General features: G+C 59.3%; 20 protein-coding genes and 1 tRNA gene. 7 read left to right on the forward strand and 14 right to left on the reverse strand.

Translation table 11 applies throughout. The features are described from left to right. Positions 1–10: 10 nt before the first annotated feature. The 3 genes from ACPYOP_RS00325 to ACPYOP_RS00335 all read right to left on the reverse strand — a co-directional run bounded on the left by ACPYOP_RS00325 (position 11) and on the right by ACPYOP_RS00335 (position 6,344). Positions 11–3,331, reverse strand: coding sequence for a transglutaminase family protein (locus ACPYOP_RS00325; RefSeq protein WP_481408408.1), 3,321 nt, complete (start codon positions 3,329–3,331; stop codon positions 11–13). A gap of 183 nt (positions 3,332–3,514) precedes the next feature. Beyond that, positions 3,515–4,942 (reverse strand): mannose-1-phosphate guanylyltransferase/mannose-6-phosphate isomerase, encoded by a 1,428-nt coding sequence (locus tag ACPYOP_RS00330; RefSeq protein ID WP_481408409.1) that lies wholly within the window; start codon positions 4,940–4,942, stop codon positions 3,515–3,517. A gap of 289 nt (positions 4,943–5,231) precedes the next feature. After that, positions 5,232–6,344 (reverse strand): DUF475 domain-containing protein, encoded by a 1,113-nt coding sequence (locus ACPYOP_RS00335; RefSeq protein ID WP_481408410.1) that lies wholly within the window; start codon positions 6,342–6,344, stop codon positions 5,232–5,234. Between the two features lie 432 nt (positions 6,345–6,776). Between ACPYOP_RS00335 and ACPYOP_RS00340 the strand changes: the two genes are divergently transcribed. Further along, positions 6,777–7,028: a hypothetical protein gene (locus ACPYOP_RS00340; protein WP_481408411.1), complete on the forward strand. Its 252-nt coding sequence runs from the start codon at positions 6,777–6,779 to the stop codon at positions 7,026–7,028. A 29-nt stretch (positions 7,029–7,057) separates the two neighbouring features. On the opposite strand, the gene ACPYOP_RS00345 is transcribed toward ACPYOP_RS00340, so the two are convergent. After that, entirely contained in the window at positions 7,058–7,528 is a 471-nt protein-coding gene (locus ACPYOP_RS00345; RefSeq protein WP_481408412.1) for a hypothetical protein, read from the reverse strand. A 172-nt stretch (positions 7,529–7,700) separates the two neighbouring features. Beyond that, a complete protein-coding gene (locus ACPYOP_RS00350) occupies positions 7,701–7,943 on the reverse strand; it encodes a hypothetical protein (RefSeq protein WP_481408413.1) in 243 nt (80 codons plus the stop codon). Positions 7,944–8,155: 212 nt separating this feature from the next. On the opposite strand from ACPYOP_RS00350, the gene ACPYOP_RS00355 reads away from it, so the two are divergent. Next, positions 8,156–8,464 (forward strand): hypothetical protein, encoded by a 309-nt coding sequence (locus ACPYOP_RS00355; RefSeq protein WP_481408414.1) that lies wholly within the window; start codon positions 8,156–8,158, stop codon positions 8,462–8,464. 381 nt (positions 8,465–8,845) lie between these two features. Here the strand turns inward: ACPYOP_RS00355 and ACPYOP_RS00360 are convergent, their stop codons facing one another. The 4 genes from ACPYOP_RS00360 to cpdR1 all read right to left on the reverse strand — a co-directional run bounded on the left by ACPYOP_RS00360 (position 8,846) and on the right by cpdR1 (position 11,182). After that, on the reverse strand, positions 8,846–9,514 hold the full coding sequence (locus tag ACPYOP_RS00360) for a Fic family protein (protein ID WP_481408415.1): 669 nt from the start codon (positions 9,512–9,514) through the stop codon (positions 8,846–8,848). Then, positions 9,511–9,690, reverse strand: coding sequence for a hypothetical protein (locus tag ACPYOP_RS00365; protein ID WP_481408416.1), 180 nt, complete (start codon positions 9,688–9,690; stop codon positions 9,511–9,513). Before ACPYOP_RS00365 ends, ACPYOP_RS00360 begins: the two co-directional genes overlap by 4 nt. A gap of 970 nt (positions 9,691–10,660) precedes the next feature. Beyond that, a tRNA-Val gene (locus ACPYOP_RS00370) sits at positions 10,661–10,735 on the reverse strand. 84 nt (positions 10,736–10,819) lie between these two features. After that, the gene (cpdR1, locus tag ACPYOP_RS00375) at positions 10,820–11,182 is read right to left on the reverse strand and encodes a response regulator CpdR1 (protein WP_004117561.1); all 363 of its coding nucleotides are present in this window, start codon (positions 11,180–11,182) and stop codon (positions 10,820–10,822) included. A gap of 273 nt (positions 11,183–11,455) precedes the next feature. On the opposite strand from cpdR1, the gene ACPYOP_RS00380 reads away from it, so the two are divergent. Continuing rightward, positions 11,456–12,355, forward strand: a complete 900-nt coding sequence (locus ACPYOP_RS00380) for an N-formylglutamate amidohydrolase (protein WP_481408417.1) — start codon at positions 11,456–11,458, stop codon at positions 12,353–12,355. A gap of 479 nt (positions 12,356–12,834) precedes the next feature. Then, positions 12,835–13,608 carry a histidinol-phosphatase gene (gene hisN / locus ACPYOP_RS00385; protein ID WP_481408418.1) on the forward strand — a complete coding sequence of 258 codons (774 nt, stop codon included), beginning with the start codon at positions 12,835–12,837 and terminating at the stop codon, positions 13,606–13,608. Between the two features lie 5 nt (positions 13,609–13,613). Here the strand turns inward: hisN and ACPYOP_RS00390 are convergent, their stop codons facing one another. The 3 genes from ACPYOP_RS00390 to ACPYOP_RS00400 all read right to left on the reverse strand — a co-directional run bounded on the left by ACPYOP_RS00390 (position 13,614) and on the right by ACPYOP_RS00400 (position 16,441). After that, on the reverse strand, positions 13,614–14,588 hold the full coding sequence (locus tag ACPYOP_RS00390) for an alpha/beta fold hydrolase (protein ID WP_481408419.1): 975 nt from the start codon (positions 14,586–14,588) through the stop codon (positions 13,614–13,616). Positions 14,589–14,793: 205 nt separating this feature from the next. Next, positions 14,794–15,861 carry a cyclic nucleotide-gated ion channel gene (locus ACPYOP_RS00395; RefSeq protein ID WP_481408420.1) on the reverse strand — a complete coding sequence of 356 codons (1,068 nt, stop codon included), beginning with the start codon at positions 15,859–15,861 and terminating at the stop codon, positions 14,794–14,796. Between the two features lie 100 nt (positions 15,862–15,961). Next, a complete protein-coding gene (locus ACPYOP_RS00400; RefSeq protein WP_481408421.1) occupies positions 15,962–16,441 on the reverse strand; it encodes an Lrp/AsnC family transcriptional regulator in 480 nt (159 codons plus the stop codon). Between the two features lie 132 nt (positions 16,442–16,573). Here ACPYOP_RS00400 and ACPYOP_RS00405 point away from each other — a divergent pair, with 132 nt between their 5' ends. Both ACPYOP_RS00405 and ACPYOP_RS00410 read left to right on the forward strand, forming a co-directional pair. After that, positions 16,574–16,990, forward strand: a complete 417-nt coding sequence (locus ACPYOP_RS00405) for a DUF2000 domain-containing protein (RefSeq protein WP_481408422.1) — start codon at positions 16,574–16,576, stop codon at positions 16,988–16,990. A 413-nt stretch (positions 16,991–17,403) separates the two neighbouring features. After that, on the forward strand, positions 17,404–17,868 hold the full coding sequence (locus ACPYOP_RS00410) for an Hsp20 family protein (RefSeq protein ID WP_481408423.1): 465 nt from the start codon (positions 17,404–17,406) through the stop codon (positions 17,866–17,868). 190 nt (positions 17,869–18,058) lie between these two features. On the opposite strand, the gene ACPYOP_RS00415 is transcribed toward ACPYOP_RS00410, so the two are convergent. Beyond that, complete coding sequence (locus tag ACPYOP_RS00415) at positions 18,059–19,084, reverse strand: bile acid:sodium symporter family protein (RefSeq protein ID WP_481408424.1); 1,026 nt, start codon at positions 19,082–19,084, stop codon at positions 18,059–18,061. 109 nt (positions 19,085–19,193) lie between these two features. On the opposite strand from ACPYOP_RS00415, the gene ACPYOP_RS00420 reads away from it, so the two are divergent. Next, entirely contained in the window at positions 19,194–20,051 is an 858-nt protein-coding gene (locus tag ACPYOP_RS00420) for a LysR substrate-binding domain-containing protein (protein WP_481408425.1), read from the forward strand. 400 nt (positions 20,052–20,451) lie between these two features. Here ACPYOP_RS00420 and ACPYOP_RS00425 read toward each other — a convergent pair whose 3' ends face one another. Continuing rightward, positions 20,452–21,498, reverse strand: a complete 1,047-nt coding sequence (locus ACPYOP_RS00425; protein WP_481408426.1) for a threonine aldolase family protein — start codon at positions 21,496–21,498, stop codon at positions 20,452–20,454. Positions 21,499–22,055: the final 557 nt, after the last annotated feature.

A 22,055-nucleotide genomic window follows, 5' to 3' on the forward strand; every position in this document is an offset into this window, starting at 1 on the left:
CAGTTCCGTCTCAAATTCCTGCCGGCCGCCTGAGGTCGAGCGTCAGCGGAAATTCCACCGACGCAGTCTCCGGTCTCAAGGCGTAGCCACCCGCTGTATGCCCCCAAGGTTCGAAACGCGCAAGTCGTCGCGCTTCAGCCTCGTTGCCGTTGACGGGGAATGTGTCGTAGTTCCGGCCGCCCGGGTGGGCAACATGGTAGATGCAGCCGCCGATCGAGCGGCGCGACCAGGTATCGTAGATGTCAAAGGTCAGCGGCGTATCAATGGGCAGAACAGGATGCAGGCCCGAGGCCGGATGCCATGCCTTGTAGCGCACGCCAGCGACCGAAACGCCTGAAATTCCCGTCGGTGTCAGCGGCACGGGCCGGCCGTTGCAGGTCACCGTATAGCGCGATGGATTGGAAGTTTCGAAACGGACCTGCAGGCGTTCGACCGACGAATCGACGTAGCGCACGGTGCCGCCTATGGCACCTTCTTCGCCCAGCACATGCCATGGCTCCAGCGCCTGGCGCAGTTCCAGCTTGTTGCCTTCGTATTCGACTTCCCCACAGAAGGGGAAACGGAATTCGAGCTGCGCCTGGAACCATTCAGGCCGCAGATCGAAACCGTTTTCGCGGAGATCGGCGAGTACGTCGAGGAAATCCTGCCAGATATAGTGTGGCAGCATGAAGCGATCATGCAGCGTCGTGCCCCAGCGCACGAACTTTCCGTCGATTGGGTTGCGCCAGAAGCGGGCGATCAGCGCGCGCACCAGCAATTGTTGGGCAAGGCTCATGCGGGCATTCGGCGGCATTTCGAAGCCACGGAATTCGACGAGGCCGAGGCGTCCCGTCGGTCCATCCGGCGAGAACAGCTTGTCGATGCAGATTTCCGAGCGGTGGGTGTTGCCGCTGGAATCGGTCAGAAGATTGCGGAAGAGGCGATCCACAAGCCAGGGCAGAGGCGGGATGCCGTGGCCGGGTGTGGGCACCTGGGCTATCGCGATTTCCAGCTCGTAAAGGCTGTCGTGACGCGCCTCGTCGATACGGGGCGCCTGACTGGTCGGGCCGATGAACAGGCCGGAAAAAAGATAGGAGAGGGAAGGGTGGCGCTGCCAGTGCAGCATCAGGCTCTTCAGCAGATCGGGACGGCGCAGGAATGGGCTGTCGTTCGGATTGGCGCCGCCGACGACGACATGGTTGCCGCCGCCAGTGCCGGTGTGACGGCCGTCGATCAGGAACTTGTCGGTACCGAGACGCGTTTGCCGCGCCTCTTCATAAACCGCGGTGGTAATGTCAACGCATTCCTGCCAGTTCGATGCGGGATGGACGTTGACCTCGATGACGCCGGGATCGGGTGCGACGCGGATGACGTTGATGCGCTCGTCCTGCGGCGGCGAGTAGCCTTCGATATGCACCGGCAGCCCGAGATTGGCGGCTGCATTCTCTGCGGCGGCCAGCAATTCGAGGTAGTGCTCGATCCGTTCGACAGGCGGCATGAACACGCAAAGCCGGCCGTCGCGCGGTTCGACGGAGATCGCCGTGCGCACCGCACCGCCAATTTCACCGAGTGTCTGCTCAACGCGCGATTGCGAACTCTCGTCGGCCTGGAACGAGGCTTCCGGCATGGCGCGGCCTGCCGGCACGATGACATCGGGCAAGGGTACGCGCGGGATGGAGGGGTCGGCGGTGTGGATATAGGGATAGTGCGACGGCGGCACATAGGGCAGTGTGCCGAGCGGCAGACGATAGCCGACCGGCGAATCGCCTGGGACGAGGAAAATCTTGCCGCGGCGCGTTCGCCATTTTTCACTGACCCAGCGTGTGCCACCGGCGCGGGCGTTCCATGCCTGTACCGGCAGAATATAGCCGGTCGCAGTCGTCAAGCCGCGCTCGAAGACGCGGGCGATGCGGCTGCGCTCCTCGGGGTCCTTCAGTTTCGAATTGGACGGGTCGACATTTTCCGGCAGGCTGCCTTCCTTGACGATCCATTCGGCCGGGTCTTCGTAGGCTGGCTGCACCATCTCCGGCTCGACGCCCAATTCCCTGGCGATCGTGTTGAGAAGCTTGCCGGCATCGTCTGCGCCCACGCCGGTCCTTGCGGTCTCTTCGGCGATCAAGGCGGGGTTTTGCCAGATCGGTCGGCCGTCCTTGCGCCAGTAGAGCGAGAAGGTCCAGCGCGGCAGGCTTTCGCCCGGATACCACTTGCCCTGGCCGTAGTGCAGGAAGCCGCCGGGCGCGAAGCGTTCGCGCAGGCGGCGGATCAGCTGATCGGCCATGTCGCGCTTGGTCGGGCCGACGGCGGCGGTGTTCCATTCCTCCGACTGAAAGTCGTCGATCGAGACGAAGGTCGGCTCACCGCCCATGGTGAGGCGCACGTCATCTTCGTTGAGAATACGATCGACCTCGTCGCCGAGGGCATTCAGCGCATCCCAGCTTTCGTCGGAGAAAGGCTTGGTGATGCGTGGATGCTCGGCGACGCGGGTGACCGTCATCGCGAAGTCGAATTCGGTATTGGCCTCACCGAAATAACCGCCCGAGATTGGCGCGGCATTGCGGTAATGCGGCGTAGCGGCAAGCGGGATATGGCTCTCGCCTGTCAGAAGCCCCGAGGTCGGGTCGAGGCCGACCCAGCCGGCGCCGGGAAGATAGACTTCCGCCCAGGCATGCAGGTCGGTGAAGTCGACCTCCGTGCCCGAAGGGCCGTCGAGCGCTTTCAGGTCGGGCGTGAGCTGGATGAGGTAGCCGGAGACGAAACGGGCGGCGAGGCCAAGGTGGCGCAGTACCTGCACGAGCAGCCAGCTGGTGTCGCGGCAGGATCCCCTGGCTTTCTCCAGCGTCTCCTCGGGCGTCTGGACGCCGGCCTCCATGCGGATGACGTAGCCGATCTCCCGTTGCAGCCGTGCATTGAGGCCGACGATCATGTCGACGGTCTTTTGTTCCGAGCGATCGAGCGTAGCGAGGAAGGCTTTCAGCCGGGGGCCGGGCTCCTCCGGCTTCACATAGATGGACAGATCCTCGCGGATCGTCTCGGGATAATCGAAAGGCCATTTGGTGGCTTCCTCTTCGACGAAAAAGTCGAAGGGATTGTAGACCGTCATATCAGCGACGAGATCGACTTCGATCTTCAGCTCGGTCACCGGATCGGGAAAGACGAAGCGGGCGAGATAATTGCCGTAGGGATCCTGTTGCAGGTTCACGAAATGATTTGACGGCGTGACCTTCAGCGAGTGGCTCAGCACGCGCGTCTTGGAATGCGAGGCGGGTTTCAGGCGAATGATCTGGGGACCGAGACGAACCGGATTGTCGTATTTATAATGGGTGAGATGATAGATGCTTGCCTTGATCGCCATATGTCTCTTCGCCTAGCCCGCATCGTTGTGCGGTGATTGCTGTTCCCGAAGGCAGTGTGTGCAATGCAGCGAAAGAAAGCAAGGCGTCTCTCAGCGCTTCGGGAAGTCCTGCCATGTAACGCGGAAACAAAAACGGCGAGCTTTTGCCCGCCGTTTTGAAATCCCTGGTTTGCACGCTTCCGATCAGCTTCGGCCGAACTCGTCGACCAGGCGGATGATGTCGTCCTCTCCGAGATAGGAGCCGGTCTGCACTTCGATGAGCTCCAGCAGGATCTTGCCGGGGTTCGACAAGCGATGCACTTCGCCGAGCGGGATATAGACCGACTCGTTTTCGCGCAGCATCTGCACGTTTTCGCCGACCGTCACTTCGGCCGTGCCCTTGACGACGATCCAGTGCTCGGAGCGATGATGATGCTTCTGCAGCGACAGCTTCTTGCCCGGAAGCACGAAGATGCGCTTGACCTGGAAGCGCTCGCCGTTCAGCACCGAGGTATAGCCGCCCCACGGGCGATAGGAGGTCGGGTGCGTCTCGGTGAGCTTGGCCGTCTTCTTCTCGCTTGCGAGCAGCTTCACGAGCTTGCCGACTTCCTGGCTGTCCTTGAGGTGGCCGACATAGACGGCGTCCTCGCTGGCGATGACGGCGACGTCTTCAAGACCCTGCACGGCGACGTGAAGGCTATGCGTCATCACGAGCGAATTCTTCGTGTTGACCAGTGTCGTGGCGCCGGCCGACACGTTGCCGCTCTCGTCACGATTGCCGACTTTCCAGACCGCGTCCCAGCTGCCGAGGTCGGACCAGGTGAAGGGTGAGGGAACGACGGCGGCATTCGCCGTCTTTTCCATCAGCGCATAGTCGATGGAAATGTTGGGGCTCTTGGAGAAGGCGTCCGCATCCAGGCGGGTGAAATCGAGGTCGCGAGTCGCCTTGGAAACGGCCTTGCTGGTCGCCTTCTCTACGTCGGATGCATATTCCTTCATTTCGTCCAAAAGCTGCGCGGCCGAGAACATGAACATGCCGGAGTTCCAGTAGAAGCTGCCGCTTGCCACCATTTCCTGAGCTTTGTCCAGCGCCGGCTTTTCGACGAAGCGCTTGACGGCATGGGCGCCGGTCGAAAGCGCCTTGCCGCTTTCGATATAGCCATAGCCGGTGGCCGGTTCGGTCGGCTTGATGCCGAAGGTGACGAGCTTGCCTTGCAGCGCCGTGTCGCGCGCCTGGCGCACGCAATCGTAATAGGTCGCGTTGGCGTCGATCTCATAGTCGGAGCCAAGGACATGCATGATCGCGTCCTTGCCGAAAAGCTCGGTGACGAGCGCGGCGGCGGCTGCGACGGCGGCGGCGGTATTGCGGGCGACCGGCTCCAGCAGCACGGCGGCCAGTTTCAGATCGAGCTCGCGGGCCTGTTCCGCAACAAGGAAACGGAATTCCTCATTGGTGAGGACGATCGGCGCTTCGTAAAGCTCGGGATCGGCAACGCGCTCCAGCGTGTTCTGAAACAGCGTCTTGTCGCCGATGAACTGAATGAATTGCTTCGGAGCGGATGCGCGCGATAGCGGCCATAGCCGTGTACCCTTGCCGCCTGCCATAATCACCGGAACGATCTTTGCTGCCATACTCTGCCTCTCCTAGACACTTCCTTCGAGAGCCGGCTGCCCGAAGCGCAACCGCTGCGCTTTCCGCCATGCTCCTTCGACAACGTCAATCGCCATTGCGATATTTTTCGGCAAAACGCTAGCGCTAATATGCCGGCAGCGTAAACATTCGGCGATCTTGGCCTGGAAACTCTGATGAAAACCCGTCGGAGGCACCATCCCGAATGAAAAGGCGGAGGCCGTCGAAACGGTCTCCGCCATGGATGCAGGATTGCTCGTTCACAAACGGCAGCCTTCAGCGCGTTGCTGTCTACGCTTCCGCCCTGTCGTGCCGTTCTTCGTGCTGCTCGCCGTGCACTGGCACATCGTTGAGGGCATTGCGCCTGTTGTAGCGGATCGACGACCAGAGCGAGATGCCGATCAGCGCCGCGCCGCCGAGGCCGGTGATGACTTCCGGAATGTGGAATAGCGTCTGTACATACATGATCACCGAGAGGATCAGGATGGCGTAGAAGGCGCCGTGCTCGAGGTAGCGGTAATGGGCAAGCGTGCCCTTTTCCACCAGCATGATCGTCATGGAGCGGACATACATGGCGCCGATGCCAAGGCCGATGGCGATGATGAACAGGTTCTGCGTCAGGGCGAATGCGCCGATGACACCGTCGAACGAAAAGCTAGCATCGAGGATTTCGAGATAGAGAAATGCGCCGAAGCCGCCCCTTGCGGCAGCGCTCATCGTCTTCTGCGACGCATCCAGGAAGCCGGCCAGGACTTCCACCAGGAGGAAGGTCAGGAGGCCATAGATGGAGGCATGCAGGAAGGTCGTCGAATCCTCGCCGTCGAGCAGGGAGCTGAAGATGAGGACGAGAATCAGCACGAAGGCGATTTCAACGCCCTTGACGGTGGCGAAATGCGCCATGCGCTTCTCGATGAAGCCGATCCAGTGCACATCCTTTTCGTGATTGAAGAAATAGGTCAGGCCGACCATCATCAGGAAGGTGCCGCCGAAGGCGGCGATCGGCAGATGCGCATTCTGCATGATCTCAGCATATTGCTCCGGCCTGGTGGCGGCGAGCTTCAGCGCTTCCCACGGATCGATCCACGCGGCGATCGCGACGATTGCCAGCGGAAAGACGATGCGCATGCCGAAGACGGCGATGATGATACCCCATGTCAGGAAGCGATGCTGCCAGACCGGCGTCATCTCCTTCAGCTTGTTGGCATTGACGATGGCATTGTCGAAAGAGAGCGAAATCTCCAACACGGCGAGGACCGCGCAGATGAAGAAGGCCGTGGCGAGGCCACCCATCGTGCCGGTGGTGTTCCAGCCCAGGAAGGCGCCGAGAGCAAGGCCGCCGATGGTGACGACGAAGGCCCAGCCGAAATAGCCGAACACGGATTTGGAGGCGGCGGGCGGCGTCATGGGCGCACCTCGCCGCAAAGGGATCGATGATTTTCGGATGGAGCGGGCAGCCGTGTGCCGAGGACGGCATGCGGGCGAGGCATGGTCAAGCTGTTCATGAAAGAAGTCCGCCGGCTCATCTGCAGGCGGTACCGACATCGCGAGAGCGCCGTAAAAACTCTCGCCAGAGGGGCCCGGCACCAAAGTTCAATCCGTCGCCGATGTCAGGAAGGCGCGGAGATAGTCAATATCTAGTGATGTCGCGACGCAGGTCAAGAGTTGAAATGGTGCGCGCCGATGTTGCTCCCAATAATTGCGAATTCATAATTGCGAATTGGGGAACCAAACAGAAAAGACCGCGTTTGGCCCTCAGGCATGTTTGCGCCGTCCGCCACGCGGATCCCTCGGGCGGATCTGCTACCTTCAAAACAGCGATCGACAGGAGAAGCTCCCATGAGCCCTGATCCCATTCACCGCAACGAACCATCGCAGAAGCCGGAATTGACGGAGCGGCAGAAGAAGGCTCGGCCGAACACGCTTCGCCAGGCCCAGGTTCTGCCGCCACATCAGGTGGATTTGACACTGCATCCCGTGACACATGAGGATGTGCATGTCCCAGCCCATGTCAACGGCACGGATCTTTCGCGCGAAGCGCCGGCCGATGCCGACCACGGCCATAAGCGAAAGAACGGGCCGCAGCATTAACCAGGCCGCGCCTCGTACGGCGACAATACTTACTTGTGCCGGGGCGCCTTGCCGTCGGACGTGAAGCTGCCGTTGAAGCTCATTTCCGGGGATTTTGCCGAGCATTGGATGGCAACCGGCTTGCCCGCGTAGGGATTGGCAAAGGTGCATGTGCCCTTTGCCTCCACTTGGCCGGATATCTTGCTGCCGGCCCCGGTCGAGATGACATCGATCGGGAGCTGCGCGGTCCCGTTCTGATTGCCGGGCTTGATGCCCTTGCCGTTGCCCTGGAAGCCGAGCATCTTGCCGCCCGAGGTGAAGATGAAGGTCACCGAGCCGTCGGGACCCGTCACGCTAGCGATTTCGGCCTTGCACCCTTTGGAGGCATCGAGCTTGCCGACCATGAGTTTGGAACATTTTCCACTGACGACGGTGACGCCTTGCGACGGAAAATTTTCCACTGCGCCGGCCGACGTGGCGGCCAAGGCGGTCAATCCAAAAGCAATGCCTGCGAATCGCATAAGAAGGGCTCCTTTCAAGCCCATACAGGTTCGCCGATCAAAATGTGGCAGTCAACCCAAAGCGGGCGCAAGCTTAAAGCGGCCGCCGGTCGATCCGATCGCTCATTGCGCTTCAGGCCCGTGACCGGAGCACATCGCTATCGCGAAACGACCGCTCAGGGTTGTGCGAATTTCAGTGTGGGGCCGACTCCGGGACGAGCGAGCCGATCAGCTGCAGCAACGCATTCTGGCGGTTGCCGCCGCCGGCCAGGAATTCGTAGAGGGTCATGGTTTTCTCGCTGCCGCCGTCGACGACGTAATCCGCCTGGCGGATGACGTAGACTTCGCCGCTATCGGTGTCGCGGGCGAGGTGGAACATATATTCATCGCCATTGGGCTTGTGGTTCTTGTAGAACTGCCGCTTCATCACCGTCATCTCGTCCTCCCGTATGATCGATGCGCTGATATGACAGTAGGATGACGGCGCGGCCGGAAGTCAAGCGGCTTCTGGCGGGAACTTGTGTCGCAGGCTGCGCGCAACTCGCAATCGCCGCGAACATCAGCATGTGATTGGCTATCTTCCAAAAGACTACTATTCTCGACCTGCGCTCGAATTTTCGAGACGCGGCAAGTTGGAGATCGAAGCACATGAGAATGATGTTAGCGCTGGGAGCGATTTTGAGCCTGGCATGCGTCTCCGCAGGTGAGGCGCCTTCAAACTATCAGACCTATCACGGCATTCGCGCCGACGGCGATCCGGTGGTGCTGGCACAATACGACAGGGCTCTCAATCGCTGCGAGCCCGAAGCATATTCCTGGTACCGCAGCTCGCCGGATCCGAACAGCACGATGTATTGGCTGGCACTGAGAGCCTGCCTCTATCGTCAGGGCTTTGTCGATCGCGGTGTCTATGCCTATCCGACGACGGCGGTGTTCCGGCATTTTCTGGATCGCTGATCGTCTGCAATTCATTTGCCTTCCGCTCGGCTCTTTGGCCGATCCGCTCCAAGGCAAACTTGAGATTCTGTAAGTCGATGACGAAACTAAAAAGGCCTTTCGATTTCTCGAAAGGCCTTTAATTCGGTAGTGGTTCAGTGCCAACCATCCCAATTATCTAGTCTGTATTATTTAGTCGTTTTCGGCGGTCAATGCTTTTGTAAGCATCTCCGTTGCAATGCGCCTGCCGGATTCTACACCATTCAATTTATCGACCGCGCTCCTCTTGATTGTCCGCACGTCGTCGTTTGTGGTCGTATGATCTCGGATAGTCTGCTCATAGCGAATTCTTGATCAATTGGAGGGCATAATAAATGGAGGCGACGCTTGGGCACGCTTTGCTTACAAAAACTGCTTTCCAGTCGCCGTTTCTAAGGCTGCCGCCAGCTGGGTCGCGAGCATGCCTTCGATTAGCTCTTCCATCTTAGAAAGATCCAAGGCACCGTTCTGGAAATTTGCCTTGTCTGCGGCTTCCAGTGCCGCGAAATATGGATTTCGATTGTCGACGATCTGATCTGGAATCGTGTTTCGACCAGGTAATAGAAACCCCGACTTAACGCACAAAACAAGATACGACACCATTCGCGAGGTGCGGCCGTTGCCGTCGCTGAAGGGGTGAATCCAGTTCAAACGCCACATCACGAAGGACGCCAAGTGAACGGCCGTCTTGTCGTTCCAGTGTGCGTTCACATAGTCGCATAAGTCTTCGATCAGCTCCGGAACCTGATGTGCATCTACCGGCTTATGGGCGCTACCCTGGATCTCAACTGACGCCGGACGGAAGTTACCCGCATATGAGCTGATGCCCTGGAGCGCTTCACGGTGCAACGCGAGGATCGTCGATGGCCGCAGCTTCCAGTTCGGAGCTTTTTCAATCGCATCAATAATCATATGGCACGCCGCATCAAATTGCAGAAGCCCGTTACGGGCTTCTGCTTCGGCTCTCTGAGCAGGATCTGTTATTAGATAGGCTTCAGATGCCACGCTGTGGCGGCGCGTTTCGTCACTCATTTTTGCTGCTTGCTCGCCATATCGTCAGCGATTCGGTCGACCATCTCGCGTGTGATCATCGAATTTTCAAAGTGAGTGTTGCCATAGGCAAAGCTGCGGCGTTGCACTTCCATATCCGTCTTAGATGGCGCGACCTTCTTTGCTGCTTCCAGCAGGTTTTTGAGCGGCTCATTCATCGCGAGTTCCTTTCATAAGTTCGCCCATAAAGCCAAATCGGCGATTTATGGCAAATCCAAAATCGTATAATGCGCAGCCTTTGCGCCAACCTTATGAAGCTGTGTTGCAATTCGAGCAAAGGTCTCATGCATCGGACGCGCTCCAAAGAACATCAGCCAACTTCCGCCGCTCCTTGGTCAGGGTCAATTTTTCCGGTTACGCATCACGTCGGTCGAGACAGGCGGCTGTAAGGCTCCGCATACTGATTTGCCTGTAATGTATGGCACCTGTTAGACCTCGGCAAGGAGTCCTTCATGGATGTCGAAAAGAAGCTGGATGTTTCGCAGCGAACAAATGCTGTAACACATTGACTTATAACAGGAAGCCACCGCGGAGCCGGGCGGTCGGCAAATGGGGGGCAACGTTTCGGCCATCCTATTATATCGCTCGCTTCATCCTGATAGCCGTTTATTCGGCGACGATAGACATGAGCCATCCTCAAACCGCGGTGAGGTGTTAACTCAAGTGGTGGCTGGCTCGATCTCGTCAGCGCTATTCTGTATCGACGTAGCCATGGCGAGCGCGAGACGAACAAGCGCCGTCCTCCCGTTCCGATTCCTGAAAGCCTCGTTCCTTACGTCGAGCGTTGGAGGTGAATCACAGTCGTTCGGCCTATGGAACATCACGCTCAGCTTGTAGTGAAGGAGCGTAAAGGCTTTGCTCGTGCTCGCGAGCTGCCAAGACTTGGGGAGGATATTACGCCACACATCCTTAAGCATACATTCATGATGCAGCGCGGCGATCCGATTTGAGGGGCGCCTTTTCCGGCACATCTGAATAAATGATCCGGAAAGTTACGGGCATCATAACCCGGACTTCCTTATCGCCACCAAACGATGGTTTGTGGCGATAAACGGGCAACTCTATGAAAGTCGAAACTTCACCAATCAACGACTTGGCGAAAATCCTTTTTGGGTCAAAGGGATCGGATGGTGGGCGTGACAGGGATTGAACCTGTGACCCCTACGATGTCAACGTAGTGCTCTCCCGCTGAGCTACACGCCCATCCGATGGCGGCGCATAGATCACAAAACCTTGGTGGCCGTCAATAGGCTTTTTTTCGGTTTTGTGACGTCGCCGCCGAAAGCCTTACGCGGCAAGGAGTTTGTTGACTTCGTCGACGAGCTCGCGGAGGTGGAAAGGCTTGGAAAGGACCTTGGCATCCTTCGGCGCCTTCGAATCGGGGTTCAGCGCGACGGCGGCAAAGCCGGTGATGAACATCACTTTCAGGTCCGGATCGAGTTCGGTGGCGCGCCGCGCCAGCTCGATGCCATCCATCTCCGGCATCACGATATCGGTCAAGAGCAGCGAAAAGGGCTCTTCGCGCAGCCGGTCATAGGCGCTTGCTCCGTTGTCGAAGGATAAGACCTTGTAGCCGGCTTTTTCGAGTGCCTTCACGAGAAAGCGACGCATGTCGTTGTCGTCTTCGGCAAGAAGTATCTTCTGGGTCATCATCTCTATCGCTAATCAACTTTGTCTTGTTGGACTTGTCCAGCTTTTAGGGTAGCGCCACGCCGTAAACAAGCCGTGAATAGTCGGCCAAAACGCGCCAATCCCGCTTTTGTTCAAAGCATGACTTCGTTCTGCGAAAACGCCCTGCGTTTCCGCTGCGCGGACATCGGGAGATTTCGAATACGGCGCTTTGGATTAAGGCCATTTCGGTCAAGTTACTATGGACTTGCGGTCATGCAACTGGCAACATGATTGCTGCGACAAGTTGTTGACATGGTAAAGACGTTGATGTCCGCGGAAATGCGTAGTTTCGAGATTTTCGAGGTATTGGAGCCTGTCTCCCAGACCATACCGTTTGTCTACAGCTCGCCTCATAGTGGTCGCATCTATCCCCCCGATTTCATCGCCCAGTCCCGCCTGCAAGGCATCGCCATCCGTCGCTCGGAAGATCATTACGTCGACGAGCTTTTTTCGGCGGCGAGTTCTCTCGGCGCGCCGCTGCTGCTTGCCAATTTTCCGCGCGCCTATATCGATGTCAATCGTGAGCCCTATGAGCTCGATCCGCGTATGTTCGACGGCGCCTTGCCGCCTTACGCGAACATCAATTCGCTCAGGGTCGCCGGCGGGCTCGGGACGATCCCGCGAATCGTCGCTGAAAACATGGAAATCTATGCGCGGCGTGTGCCGGTCGAAGATGCGCTGCAGCGCATCGATACGATCTACAAGCCTTACCATGCGACGCTTCGGCGGCTGATTGCGCGCACCCATGTCAAATTCGGCTTCGGCGTGCTGGTCGATTGCCATTCCATGCCGGGCAATATCCGGATCGCCGGCAGCAATATGCGCCCGGATTTCATCCTCGGCGACCGCTACGGCACGAGTGCTTCGGCTGAGCTTTCGCGCGCCGCCATGCAGATCCTCGAGGAGCTCGGCTTCAACGCCGTGCGCAACAAGCCCTATGCCGGCGGTTTTATCACCGAGCATTACGGCCGTCCTTCCCGCGGGCTGCATGCTCTGCAGATCGAAGTCAACCGTTCGCTCTATGTCGACGAGACGACGCTGGAGAAGCGTCCCGATTTCAACGAAGTCGCCGCCGCCATTACGCTTTTCATGAAGCGCATGGCCGAGCATGTGGAATCCTATACGGGCGATCCGGCGCTGGCGGCGGAATAAGGCAAAGCCCCTTCGCCCCGCAAAGGCAGGGGAGAAGATCGGGCGGAGACATTGAGCAGGACGAAATGTCGACGCCTCGGATGAGGGGTTGTCTCGGAACTTTCAGAGCGAACAGAATCCGTCGAATCGTTTGGCTATGGTGATGGTCAGACGTGTTTGTCGTTGCTTGCTTAGTACCTGGCCCTCTCCCCGCAAGTGGAGCGAGGGAATCACTCCGCCAAAAAAGAACCGCGCTTGTGGCGCGGCTAAGTCTAGGGAGGAAACACCCAAGGAGGGTATTTACAGTCAGAAGACTGTAACTGGATATTGATATCGCATTGCACAAATGTCAAGCACTTTATTGCACTGCAAAATATTTGGGCAGATTCAAAAATCCTGCCTGATTGGCGGGCAGGGCGCCTGCCGTATCATCATCCGGTTTGCTTCACGGCCCATATGGGATATGACATCGCCCATCCTGTTCTCTACGTGGATTGACCATGCTTCCCGATCGCTCGTTCTTCTATCGTCTGGCCGAGGCGGCTAAGGCTGAAACCCTGCCGCGCTTCCGCGCCGGCATAGATGTGGTCAACAAGGAAGCGAGGGGCTTCGATCCGGTGACGGAAGGGGACCGCGCCGCCGAAGAGGCGATTCGCGCCTTGATCGAGGCCGAGTTTCCGGAGCATGGCATTCTAGGCGAGGAGCACGGCAGCGTCGGGCTCGATCGCGAGCATGTCTGGGTGATCGATCCGATCGACGGCACGCGCGCCTTCATCTCGGGCGTTCCGGTCTGGGGAACGCTGATCGGCCTGCAGAAGAACGGCCGCGCCATCATGGGGCTGATCGACCAGCCCTTTACGGGCGAGCGCTATTTTGCCGATGGCAATGGTTCCACCTATTCGGGGCCGGATGGCGAAAAGCGGCTGCAGGTCCGCGATTGCGGCAGCCTTTCGAATGCAATCCTCTTCACCACCTCGCCGCATCTCTTCGTCGGCGAGGAGCTTGAGAGATATCGCGAGATAGAAAGCCAAGTCCGGCTTTTCCGTTATGGCACGGATTGCTATGCCTATGCGCTGCTGGCCGCGGGCCATGTCGATCTCGTTATCGAGAATTCGCTGAAACCCTATGATGTCGGCGGCATCATCCCCGTCGTCGAGCAGGCCGGCGGCATCATGACCACCTGGGATGGCGGCCGGCCGGAGATGGGTGGAACGATCATCGCAGCCGGTAGCCGCGCAGTTTACGAGCAGGCTCTGGCGGTTCTGTCCCTGTAAATTACTCAGGCTTCCGCTTCTATCTCGTAGGCGTTGGTTTCGGCATCGCTGCCGGGAATGAAGGCGTGGATCGCGGCGAGAGCCTGATTGCGGTAGACATCGCGCTCCTGCAGGATCTCATGCTTGGCGCCATGAATGGGTACGAGCTGAGCGGCGCGGAAATAGCGCGACAACCGCTCCTGATCGGCATAGGGCACCACGCCGTCCCGCGTCGGCGCGAGCAGGACAGTGGGAACGTGAATCGAAAACAGGTGTTCGGGCCTGTTGACCCGTTCGATCGCCCGCAAGGCCTGCGACAGCCAGCGCGCCGTCGGCGGCCCCAGGCAAAGCTGCGGATAGGTGGTGCCGATGCCGATATTACGCCGATAGCGCTGCTCGTCCGTCGTCAACGGATTGTCGGCGAAGGGTCTCTCCTTGAATTTCTTGCTGAATTGCATCCGGCCAAGACCGATGCCGCTGACCGTGCCGGAAAGAAAGCGGATGAAGGCCGGCGATACGCCGTGACCGGTCAGGCCGATGAAGGGGGCAGACAGCACCATGCGGTCGATGCGGGTTGCCAGCCCCGGTGCAGCCGACAGCGCGATCAGCGCGCCCGTCGAATGGGCCAGCAGAAAGAAGGGCAGGCGCGTATCCGGCAGGACGATCTTGTCGAGGAAGGCCGTCAGGTCGCGTTCATAGTCGGAAAAGTGTCGGATATGGCCGCGCAAGGGATCCTTCAGCAACCGTTCCGATCCGCCCTGGCCGCGCAGATCGAAGGTCGCGACCCAGAGACCTTTGGCCGTGAGGTCGCGGATCGTCTCGAAATATTTCTCGATGAATTCGTTGCGTCCCTGCAGCAGAACCACGGTTCCCTTGGCAACCGGCTGTTCGCAACGGAAGATGGCGTAGCGCAGCTTGCGCCCGTCGAAGCTCTCGAAAAACCCTTCAGTGCGGTTCTCCGGCACCGGATTGTCTGCCGTGGAATAGAGGACCGAATCCATAACGATGTCGCGCCTCGCTGACAAATGGTTCATCTCAAGGGGATAGCGCAGGTGGAGCGAATTGCAACAGGTTTATGGTTTTTCTCGGAACGGTGCGCGCGAGGGCCGACGCGACAGCCGTGCTCTCCCCGCCTATGGTTGCCCGATATCAAGAGGAAAGCCCTTGGAAAGGGCTTGATCTCCTTCCGCGCGAAGGTCGTCGGCTTCAGGTCTTCGGCGTCGCGCCGCGTCGTTCGAGCGCGGTCTTGCGGATGATGTCGGCGATCTCCGGGCTACTGCTCGACAGCATCTGGAAATCCGAGGAATAGAGCGACAGCAGGGAGACCTCGGTTGCGGCACTGACGGTCGCGGAGCGTGGCTCACCGCTGATCAGGGCCATCTCGCCGAAGAAGCTGCCGGTGCTGAGCTCCACAGGGTTCGGCGTGGCGACGCTGACGCGGCCCTCGACGATGAAGAACATCTGATCGCCGGCCTCGCCCTTGCGGCAGATGATGCCGCCCGCCGGCACGACACGCGGTCTCAGCGCCCGCACGATCTCGATGAGCGCGGCCGAACCAAGTTTCTGGAAGAGCGGCACCGCCGCAACCAGCTGCCAATTGCGCACGAAGTCCTGGCGACGGACTTCTTCATAAAAGCCGGTGGCGAGGATGCCGGCCCAGAGCGCAAAGATGCCGATTCCGCTCATCATGACCAGGCCGGCAAGGACGCGACCGGCGAAACTTTGCGGAATCTCGTCGCCATAGCCCGTCGTCGACAGCGTCACCACCGCCCACCACATTGCCAGCGGGATGCTGCCGAATTTGTCCGGCTGGACGTCGCGCTCGATGACATAGGCAATGAGCGCCGCGCCGAACAGGACGATGCCGAAGATCGAGGTGACGCCGATCAGGTTGCGCGCTTCCTTGGTGAGGACCCTGCCCAGCAGCCGGAAAAAGGTCGAGCCACGCAGCGGCTTCAAGAGCCATATGGCGCAATAGAGGCTTTGGTCGCGCCCGCGCACCAGAAGGAACGCGGCCAGAGGGACTAAAACAGCCAGTATGTCGACGGCGATCTCCGGCGCGCTACCGCGAAGGTCTTTCGTCCGCTGCACGATCAGCGTCTCGATGAGTTGCAGAACGTAGACGGCCCAGATGCCGGCGAGCAAAACATGCAGGATGAGCCTGGTCTGTCCGGTTATATCAGGCGTCGTGAGTGCCGCCACCGTCAACAGACCGATTGCAGCGAGCACCGCGTTCAGCGATGCGGAAATCTTCGAAAAAGGGAGCGCCGACATTCAATACCCCGGGGTGGGCTGCCACTCAGCTAGAATAGGATGGCTTCTATCCAAACGTAAAGGGCTTGCAGGATAGACGTGGCAGCCAGGCGTTGTGCCGTTATCGCTGGCCGACCTCAAGTGGAAGGCCCTTGAAAGGCTTGATTTCCTTGAGCACGAAGGTCGTCTGCATTTCCTTGATGCGCGGCAAGCGGCGAACGACCGCCATGGCGAAATCCGCATAGCTGTCGAGATCGGTCGCGACCACTTGCAGCAGGAAATCGGCGTCGCCGGCGATGCTGTAGCAGGCTACGACTTCGCTGAGTTTCAGGACATCGCGCGAGAATTCCTCGGCTTCGGCCTCGCTGTGGCTGTCGATCTTCACCCTGATAAAGGCAAGAACGCCGAGGCCGATCCGACGTCGGTCAAGCGTGGCCGAATAGCCCTGGATCACGCCTGTTTCCTCCAGCTGGCGCACGCGCCGCCAGCATGGCGATGTCGAGAGCCCGACTTCGGAGGAAAGCGCCTGATTCGTCAGGCGCCCGTCCTTCTGGAGCGCGTCGAGGATGCGCAGATCGACGGGTTCAAGGGGCTCAGGCATGTCCAACCTCAATTTCAGCAGAATTTGGTAGGATCTACCATAATTGCATTATTCGCGACAACGAAAGGTAAGAATATCCCGGATCTCGGGGATATCCTATGCGCACATCAGTCTCAACAGCAGCAGGTCTCCATGCTTCCCGATATTCGTCTTGCCATCGTCATCAATCCGGCATTGCCGCTCGGTCTGATCGCCAACACCGCCGGCGCCATTTCGATCGGACTGGGTGCAAAGTTTCCCGCGCTCGCGGCCAGGCAATTGACCGACAGGGAGGAGCGTACCATCGACATCAGCTCGAGCATGCCCGTTCCGATACTGCAGGCGGACGCCGAGACCATACGATCTCTGTTGCTGAAGACCTTGCCGGTGGAAGACGACCGCGCGATCGTTCCCTTTCCTGCCTTTGCCCGCTCGCTGCACGATTACAGGGAATATGAGGCAACGTTTCCCGATCGCGATCTCGCCGGTGAGGCGATCGATGGGCTGGGACTGGCGGGGCCTTCGAAGTGGGTGAAGTCGCTGACCGGCTCGCTGAAATTGCTGCGGTAGCTGTGTGCTTCGATGCAATTCCGGACGGAAAACCGCTTCACACTTTTCCTGGAATTGCTTGGGCGCCCAAAAGAAAAAAGGCCGGCTTGCGGAGATAGAGAGATCCGCTTCGCCGGCCGAGCAAGGACTGAAGAAGAAGGGACGATACACTTCAGTCATCGGACGATGGTGTTCCGATGATTTGACGATAGGTCGGCCCGCCTGAACGGGTTCCGAACCACGCGTTCATCTGCGGTTCACGCAGGTTTTTCCTTGGAATTTCCCGATCGGCGCAGGGGTCTTGAACTCCGCAAAAGCGATCCCCATCTCTTTTTCGCGGGTGCCAAACGGGCTCGCAGAACCGTCCCGAGGCCGCCAGTAGTGGGGCCGTGGGGCAAAGCTTGAATCGCAATTGTCGCTCACAGGAGGACTCCATGCGTCACGTAGACTTCTCTCCCCTTTACCGTTCCACCGTCGGTTTCGACCGTCTGTTCACCATGCTCGACAGCCTTGCCCAGCCGGATCAGGCCCAGACCTATCCGCCCTACAACATCGAGCGCACCGGTGAAAACACCTATCGCATCACCATGGCCGTTGCCGGTTTCGATGAAAAGGAACTGAGCATCGAGGCTCACGCCCACGTTCTTCAGGTCAAGGGTGAAAAGAGCGAGGAGCCGGCTGAAGCCAGCGAATATCTCTATCGGGGTATCGCCAAGCGCGCCTTCGAGCGTCGTTTCCAGCTCGCCGACCATGTCGAGGTCCAGGCTGCTTCGCTGAAGAATGGTTTGCTGCACATCGATCTGCTGCGCAACATTCCGGAAGCCATGAAGCCCCGCCGCATCTCCATTGCGGCCGAACAGGTCGATGCTCCGAAGTCCATCGAGGCTCACATCAACTAATGCGGGCTGACGGTTCTCGATCGTCATATCCGGGCTGACGGACTTGAGCCGTCATGCCCGGGCTGACGGACTTGAGCCGTCATGCCCGGGCTGACGGACTTAGAACGTCATGCCCTTGATCCTCCCAAGATCAAAACGAAGCGGCGCTCCATCGGGGCGCCGCTTTTGTTTTGCCGCTATGTCGAAGGACTCAGGCCGCGTTGGTGGCTTCACCGGACTTTGCGCCCGCCTGTGCCTTTGCAGCCTCGCGCCGTTTGGCGGCATCGGCATATTTCTGGGCAAGCACGGCGCAGGTCATCAGCTGGATCTGATGGAACAGCATGAGCGGCAGCACGATAGCGCCGATACCCTGGCCGGCGAAGATGACGTTGGCCATCGGCACGCCGCTCGCCAGCGACTTCTTCGAGCCGCAGAAAGTGATGGTGATCTCGTCGACCTTCGAGAAACCAAGGGCGCGGCTGCCAAACATGGTGATGCAGATTACCATGGCAAGCAGCACCATGTTGGCGACGATCACGGTGGCGATGTCGATCACCGAGAAGGTGTGCCACAGCCCCTCGACCACGGCCTCGCTGAAGGCCGAATAGACGACCATGAGGATCGAGCCGCGATCGACGGGCATCAGGATCTTCTTCTTCGAGCGGATCCAGTCGCCGATCCATGGCTGTAGCAGCTGGCCGGCGATGAAGGGAGCGAGCAGCTGCAGCATGATCTGCCACAGGACATCCCAAGAAAAGCCACCGCCTTGGCCGCCGACCGAAAACAGGATGCCGACGAGCAGCGGCGTCAGGAACATGCCGAAGATGTTTGAAGCCGACGCGGCGCAGATGGCGGCGGGCACATTGCCGCCGGCGATCGAAGTGAAGGCGATGGAGGATTGCACCGTCGAGGGCAGCACGCTCAGGAACAGCATGCCGGTATAGAGCGATACGGGTAGGATACTGTTCGGGACGATATGGCCCATGGCCAGTACCAGCAGCGGGAAGATGCCGAAGGTCGTCAAAAGGATGACAAGGTGCAGCCGCCAATGCAGCATGCCGGCGATGACGACATCGCGCGACAGGCGCGCGCCGTGCAGGAAGAACAGGAGCCCGATGGCGAAGTTGGTGGCAATGCCGAAATAATGAGCGCTTGCCCCCTGCACCGGAAAGAAGGATGCCGTCAGGACGGTGAGCACCAACAGCATGGTGAAGGTGTCAGGAAGAAAGCGGCGCATCGTGCCTACCCCAATCGCAATTACAAGTCTTGATGATACTCCTTGCAGATAGACCTATCCTGATCCACGATGCAAGGAATAACAGTTATCGTAATATAGGATAAGCGGGATGCTAGACCTTACCCAGTTGCGCAGCTTCGTCGCCGTCGACCAGATGGGTAGCTTCACGTTGGCGGCGGAGCGGCTCGGTCTCGGGCAATCGACCGTCAGCCAGCATATACAGCGGCTGGAGACGGAGATCGGACGCAAATTGCTGGCGCGGGACACACATCGCGTCGTTTTGACCGATGACGGTGAGGTGTTGCTCGGCCATGCGCGCCAGATGCTGTCGATCGAAGGGGAGGTGCGGCAGCTTTTTGCCGGCAACAGCCTGCGCGGCAATCTTCGGCTCGGCGTTTCCGAGGATTTCGTCACCAGCCAGCTCCCCGATGTGCTGGAGGAATTCGTGCGCTCGCATCCGTCCGTCGATCTTGAGCTGACGGTTGCGCTCAGCGGGACGCTCTATGAAATGCAGGACAATGGCGATCTCGATCTGGTGCTTGCCAAGCGGCGGCTCGGTGATGCGAGGGGCAAGCTCGTCTATCGCGAGCCGCTGGTCTGGCTGGCGCGCGATCCGGAGCGCATTCGCCGGCTTGCGGCACCTTTGCCGTTGATTGCCTTTCCCGCGCCCAGCGTCACCCGTGCGGTGGCGCTGGAGGCATTGCGCCGGCAGCAGGTGCCGTGGCGAATCGTCTGTACCTGCGGCAGCCTCAGCGGGCTGACAGCTGCTGCCCGCGCGGGCATGGGCGTTCTCGTCCAGCCGCAGAGCATGGCCCCAGCCGGCCTGAGCGAAATTGCGCCGGGCTGGCTGCCGGCGCTGGAGGATGTCGAATTCGTGCTGGTGCCACGCAAGGGCGCCAGTCAACTCCTGATCAACGCCCTGTCGGAAGACATTCTGACAAAGGTCCGAGGGCCGAGATCAAACTGAGGATGATGCCGCTCGCGGCCTCGCGATAAAGGCAATGCGGATCATGCGGATAGCGCTGGGAGTTTTCTGGAATTTCCTTTGCCGGCTGTCGTTTTCTGCGCGCGCCGCGCCTTGCGACGCCCAAGATTCAGCTCAAAGTCAGCTTCTGCTGCTATCCTAGGTGGCGATGGGTGAACTGCGGGGGAATATCCGTCTCGATGATATATGGTGCCATCTTCATTTCCGGACTTGTAGCCTGCGTCGTGGCGATGACGATGATCGTTCATCATAAGCCCGCGTCCGATCGCGATGATTTATCGAACTTTGCAATGTTCGCCCATCGGAATCAAAACTAACCCTCGTTGTCGCCATTTCAGCGCCGTCCGGCCTAAGCCGGCTCCGGCGCTCTTTTTCATATGTGTCACGCCAAGCAGGCGAGGAAGTTCGCCACATCGGCCTCGGTCGTGGCGAAGCTCGTCACTAGGCGGATCAGGGTTTCATTATTGCCGACGAGATCCGGTTGTGATTCCGGGATCGGCCATTCGTAGAACTTCGCTCCCTTATCCTCGGCTGTCTTGGCGGAGGATTTCGGTATGATCGCGAAAACCTCGTTCGACGCCGTCGGCCAGGCGAGGCGGGCGCCCCGCGCCCTTTCGATGCCGGCGCGCAGACGATCGGCCATGCCATTGGAATGGCGGGCCAGATCGAGCCAGAGGCCATCCTGGAAATAACCGTCGAACTGGGCGGCAATGAAGCGCGATTTGGAGAACAGCTGGGCGGCGCGCTTGCGGATGAAATGCATTTCCTTTGCCTTCTCGGGATCGAAGACGACGATCGCCTCGGCGCACCAGCAGCCGTTCTTGGTGCCGCCGAAGGAAAGGATGTCGATACCGCGCTTCCAGGTCATCTCAGCCGGGCTGGCGCCGAGCGCGACTAGGGCGTTGGCGAAGCGCGCGCCATCCATATGCAGCGGCAGGCGGTCCGCCTTGGCGACGGCGGCGATGGCATCGATCTCGTCGAGCGAATAGACAGTGCCGATCTCCGTTGCCTGGGTGATCGTCACGGCGGCGGCGCGGCCGTGATGGATGGCATCCTGCGGGAAGCGGGCAATTTTCACAGCAAGAGCCTTTGGGTCGATCTTGCCGGACCCACCCTTGACGGTTGCCAGACGCGCGCCGCTGAAAAAGTCCGGCGAACCGCATTCGTCCTCGGCAACATGCGCTTCGCTATGGCAGAAGGTAATACCCCCCGGCTTCTGGACGCTGGCGAGCGACAGGGAGTTGGCGGCGGAGCCGGTGGCAACGAAAAAGACAGCGACCTCGCGCTCGAATATCTCCGAGAACTTTGCCTCGACCTTCTGGTCCAGTTCGCTCAAGCCATAGGCGGTGGCAAAGCCTCCCGACTCTGCAAGCAGACGTTCAGCGATCTTGGAATGGGCGCCGGCCCAATTGTCGGAGGCAAAAAACATGGAGGTGCACCAATTATAAGGAGTGAATTGCGGTGACATAAATAGAGTCCGCCGGACCTTACGCCAATGCAAAAACCTATCAAGCGCATGAACTTGAAGAATGCATCACAGAAATTGATATACGCAATCAACAAATAAAATGATGCGCCGCAGCGAAACTTTATTGCTTGATTTGTGCGGCATTGGCAATCTTCCGTCTTTCGTTGACGAAATTTTGCCGTTTTGCTCTTGCGAAGGCGTCCACTTTCTGGCATAGAGCTGATGAATTAGGACAGGGTTGCTGTCCTATTTTGGCCGCCGAGGCCGAAGATGCGCTAGAGGGTCCTGACGATGTCGGGATTTCGAGCTATAGTTATCCGGAGCATGCCCTTTCAAGCCTTTCAGGCGACGGGCAATGCGGCGGTGGAATAGCAAGGCGCGGAACGCTGACGACGGGCTCCACTTCAGGAGCCGCTGTTCGCGGCCGGATCTTCACAATGCAACAGCGCTGTCGCGCGTCGGCCCTGGTAACGGACCGCGCGGGACGAAGGAGCGCCCGCGACGCGGGCCTTACCGGA

It is taken from the genome of Rhizobium sp. KNZ2-6A (genome assembly GCF_056755475.1).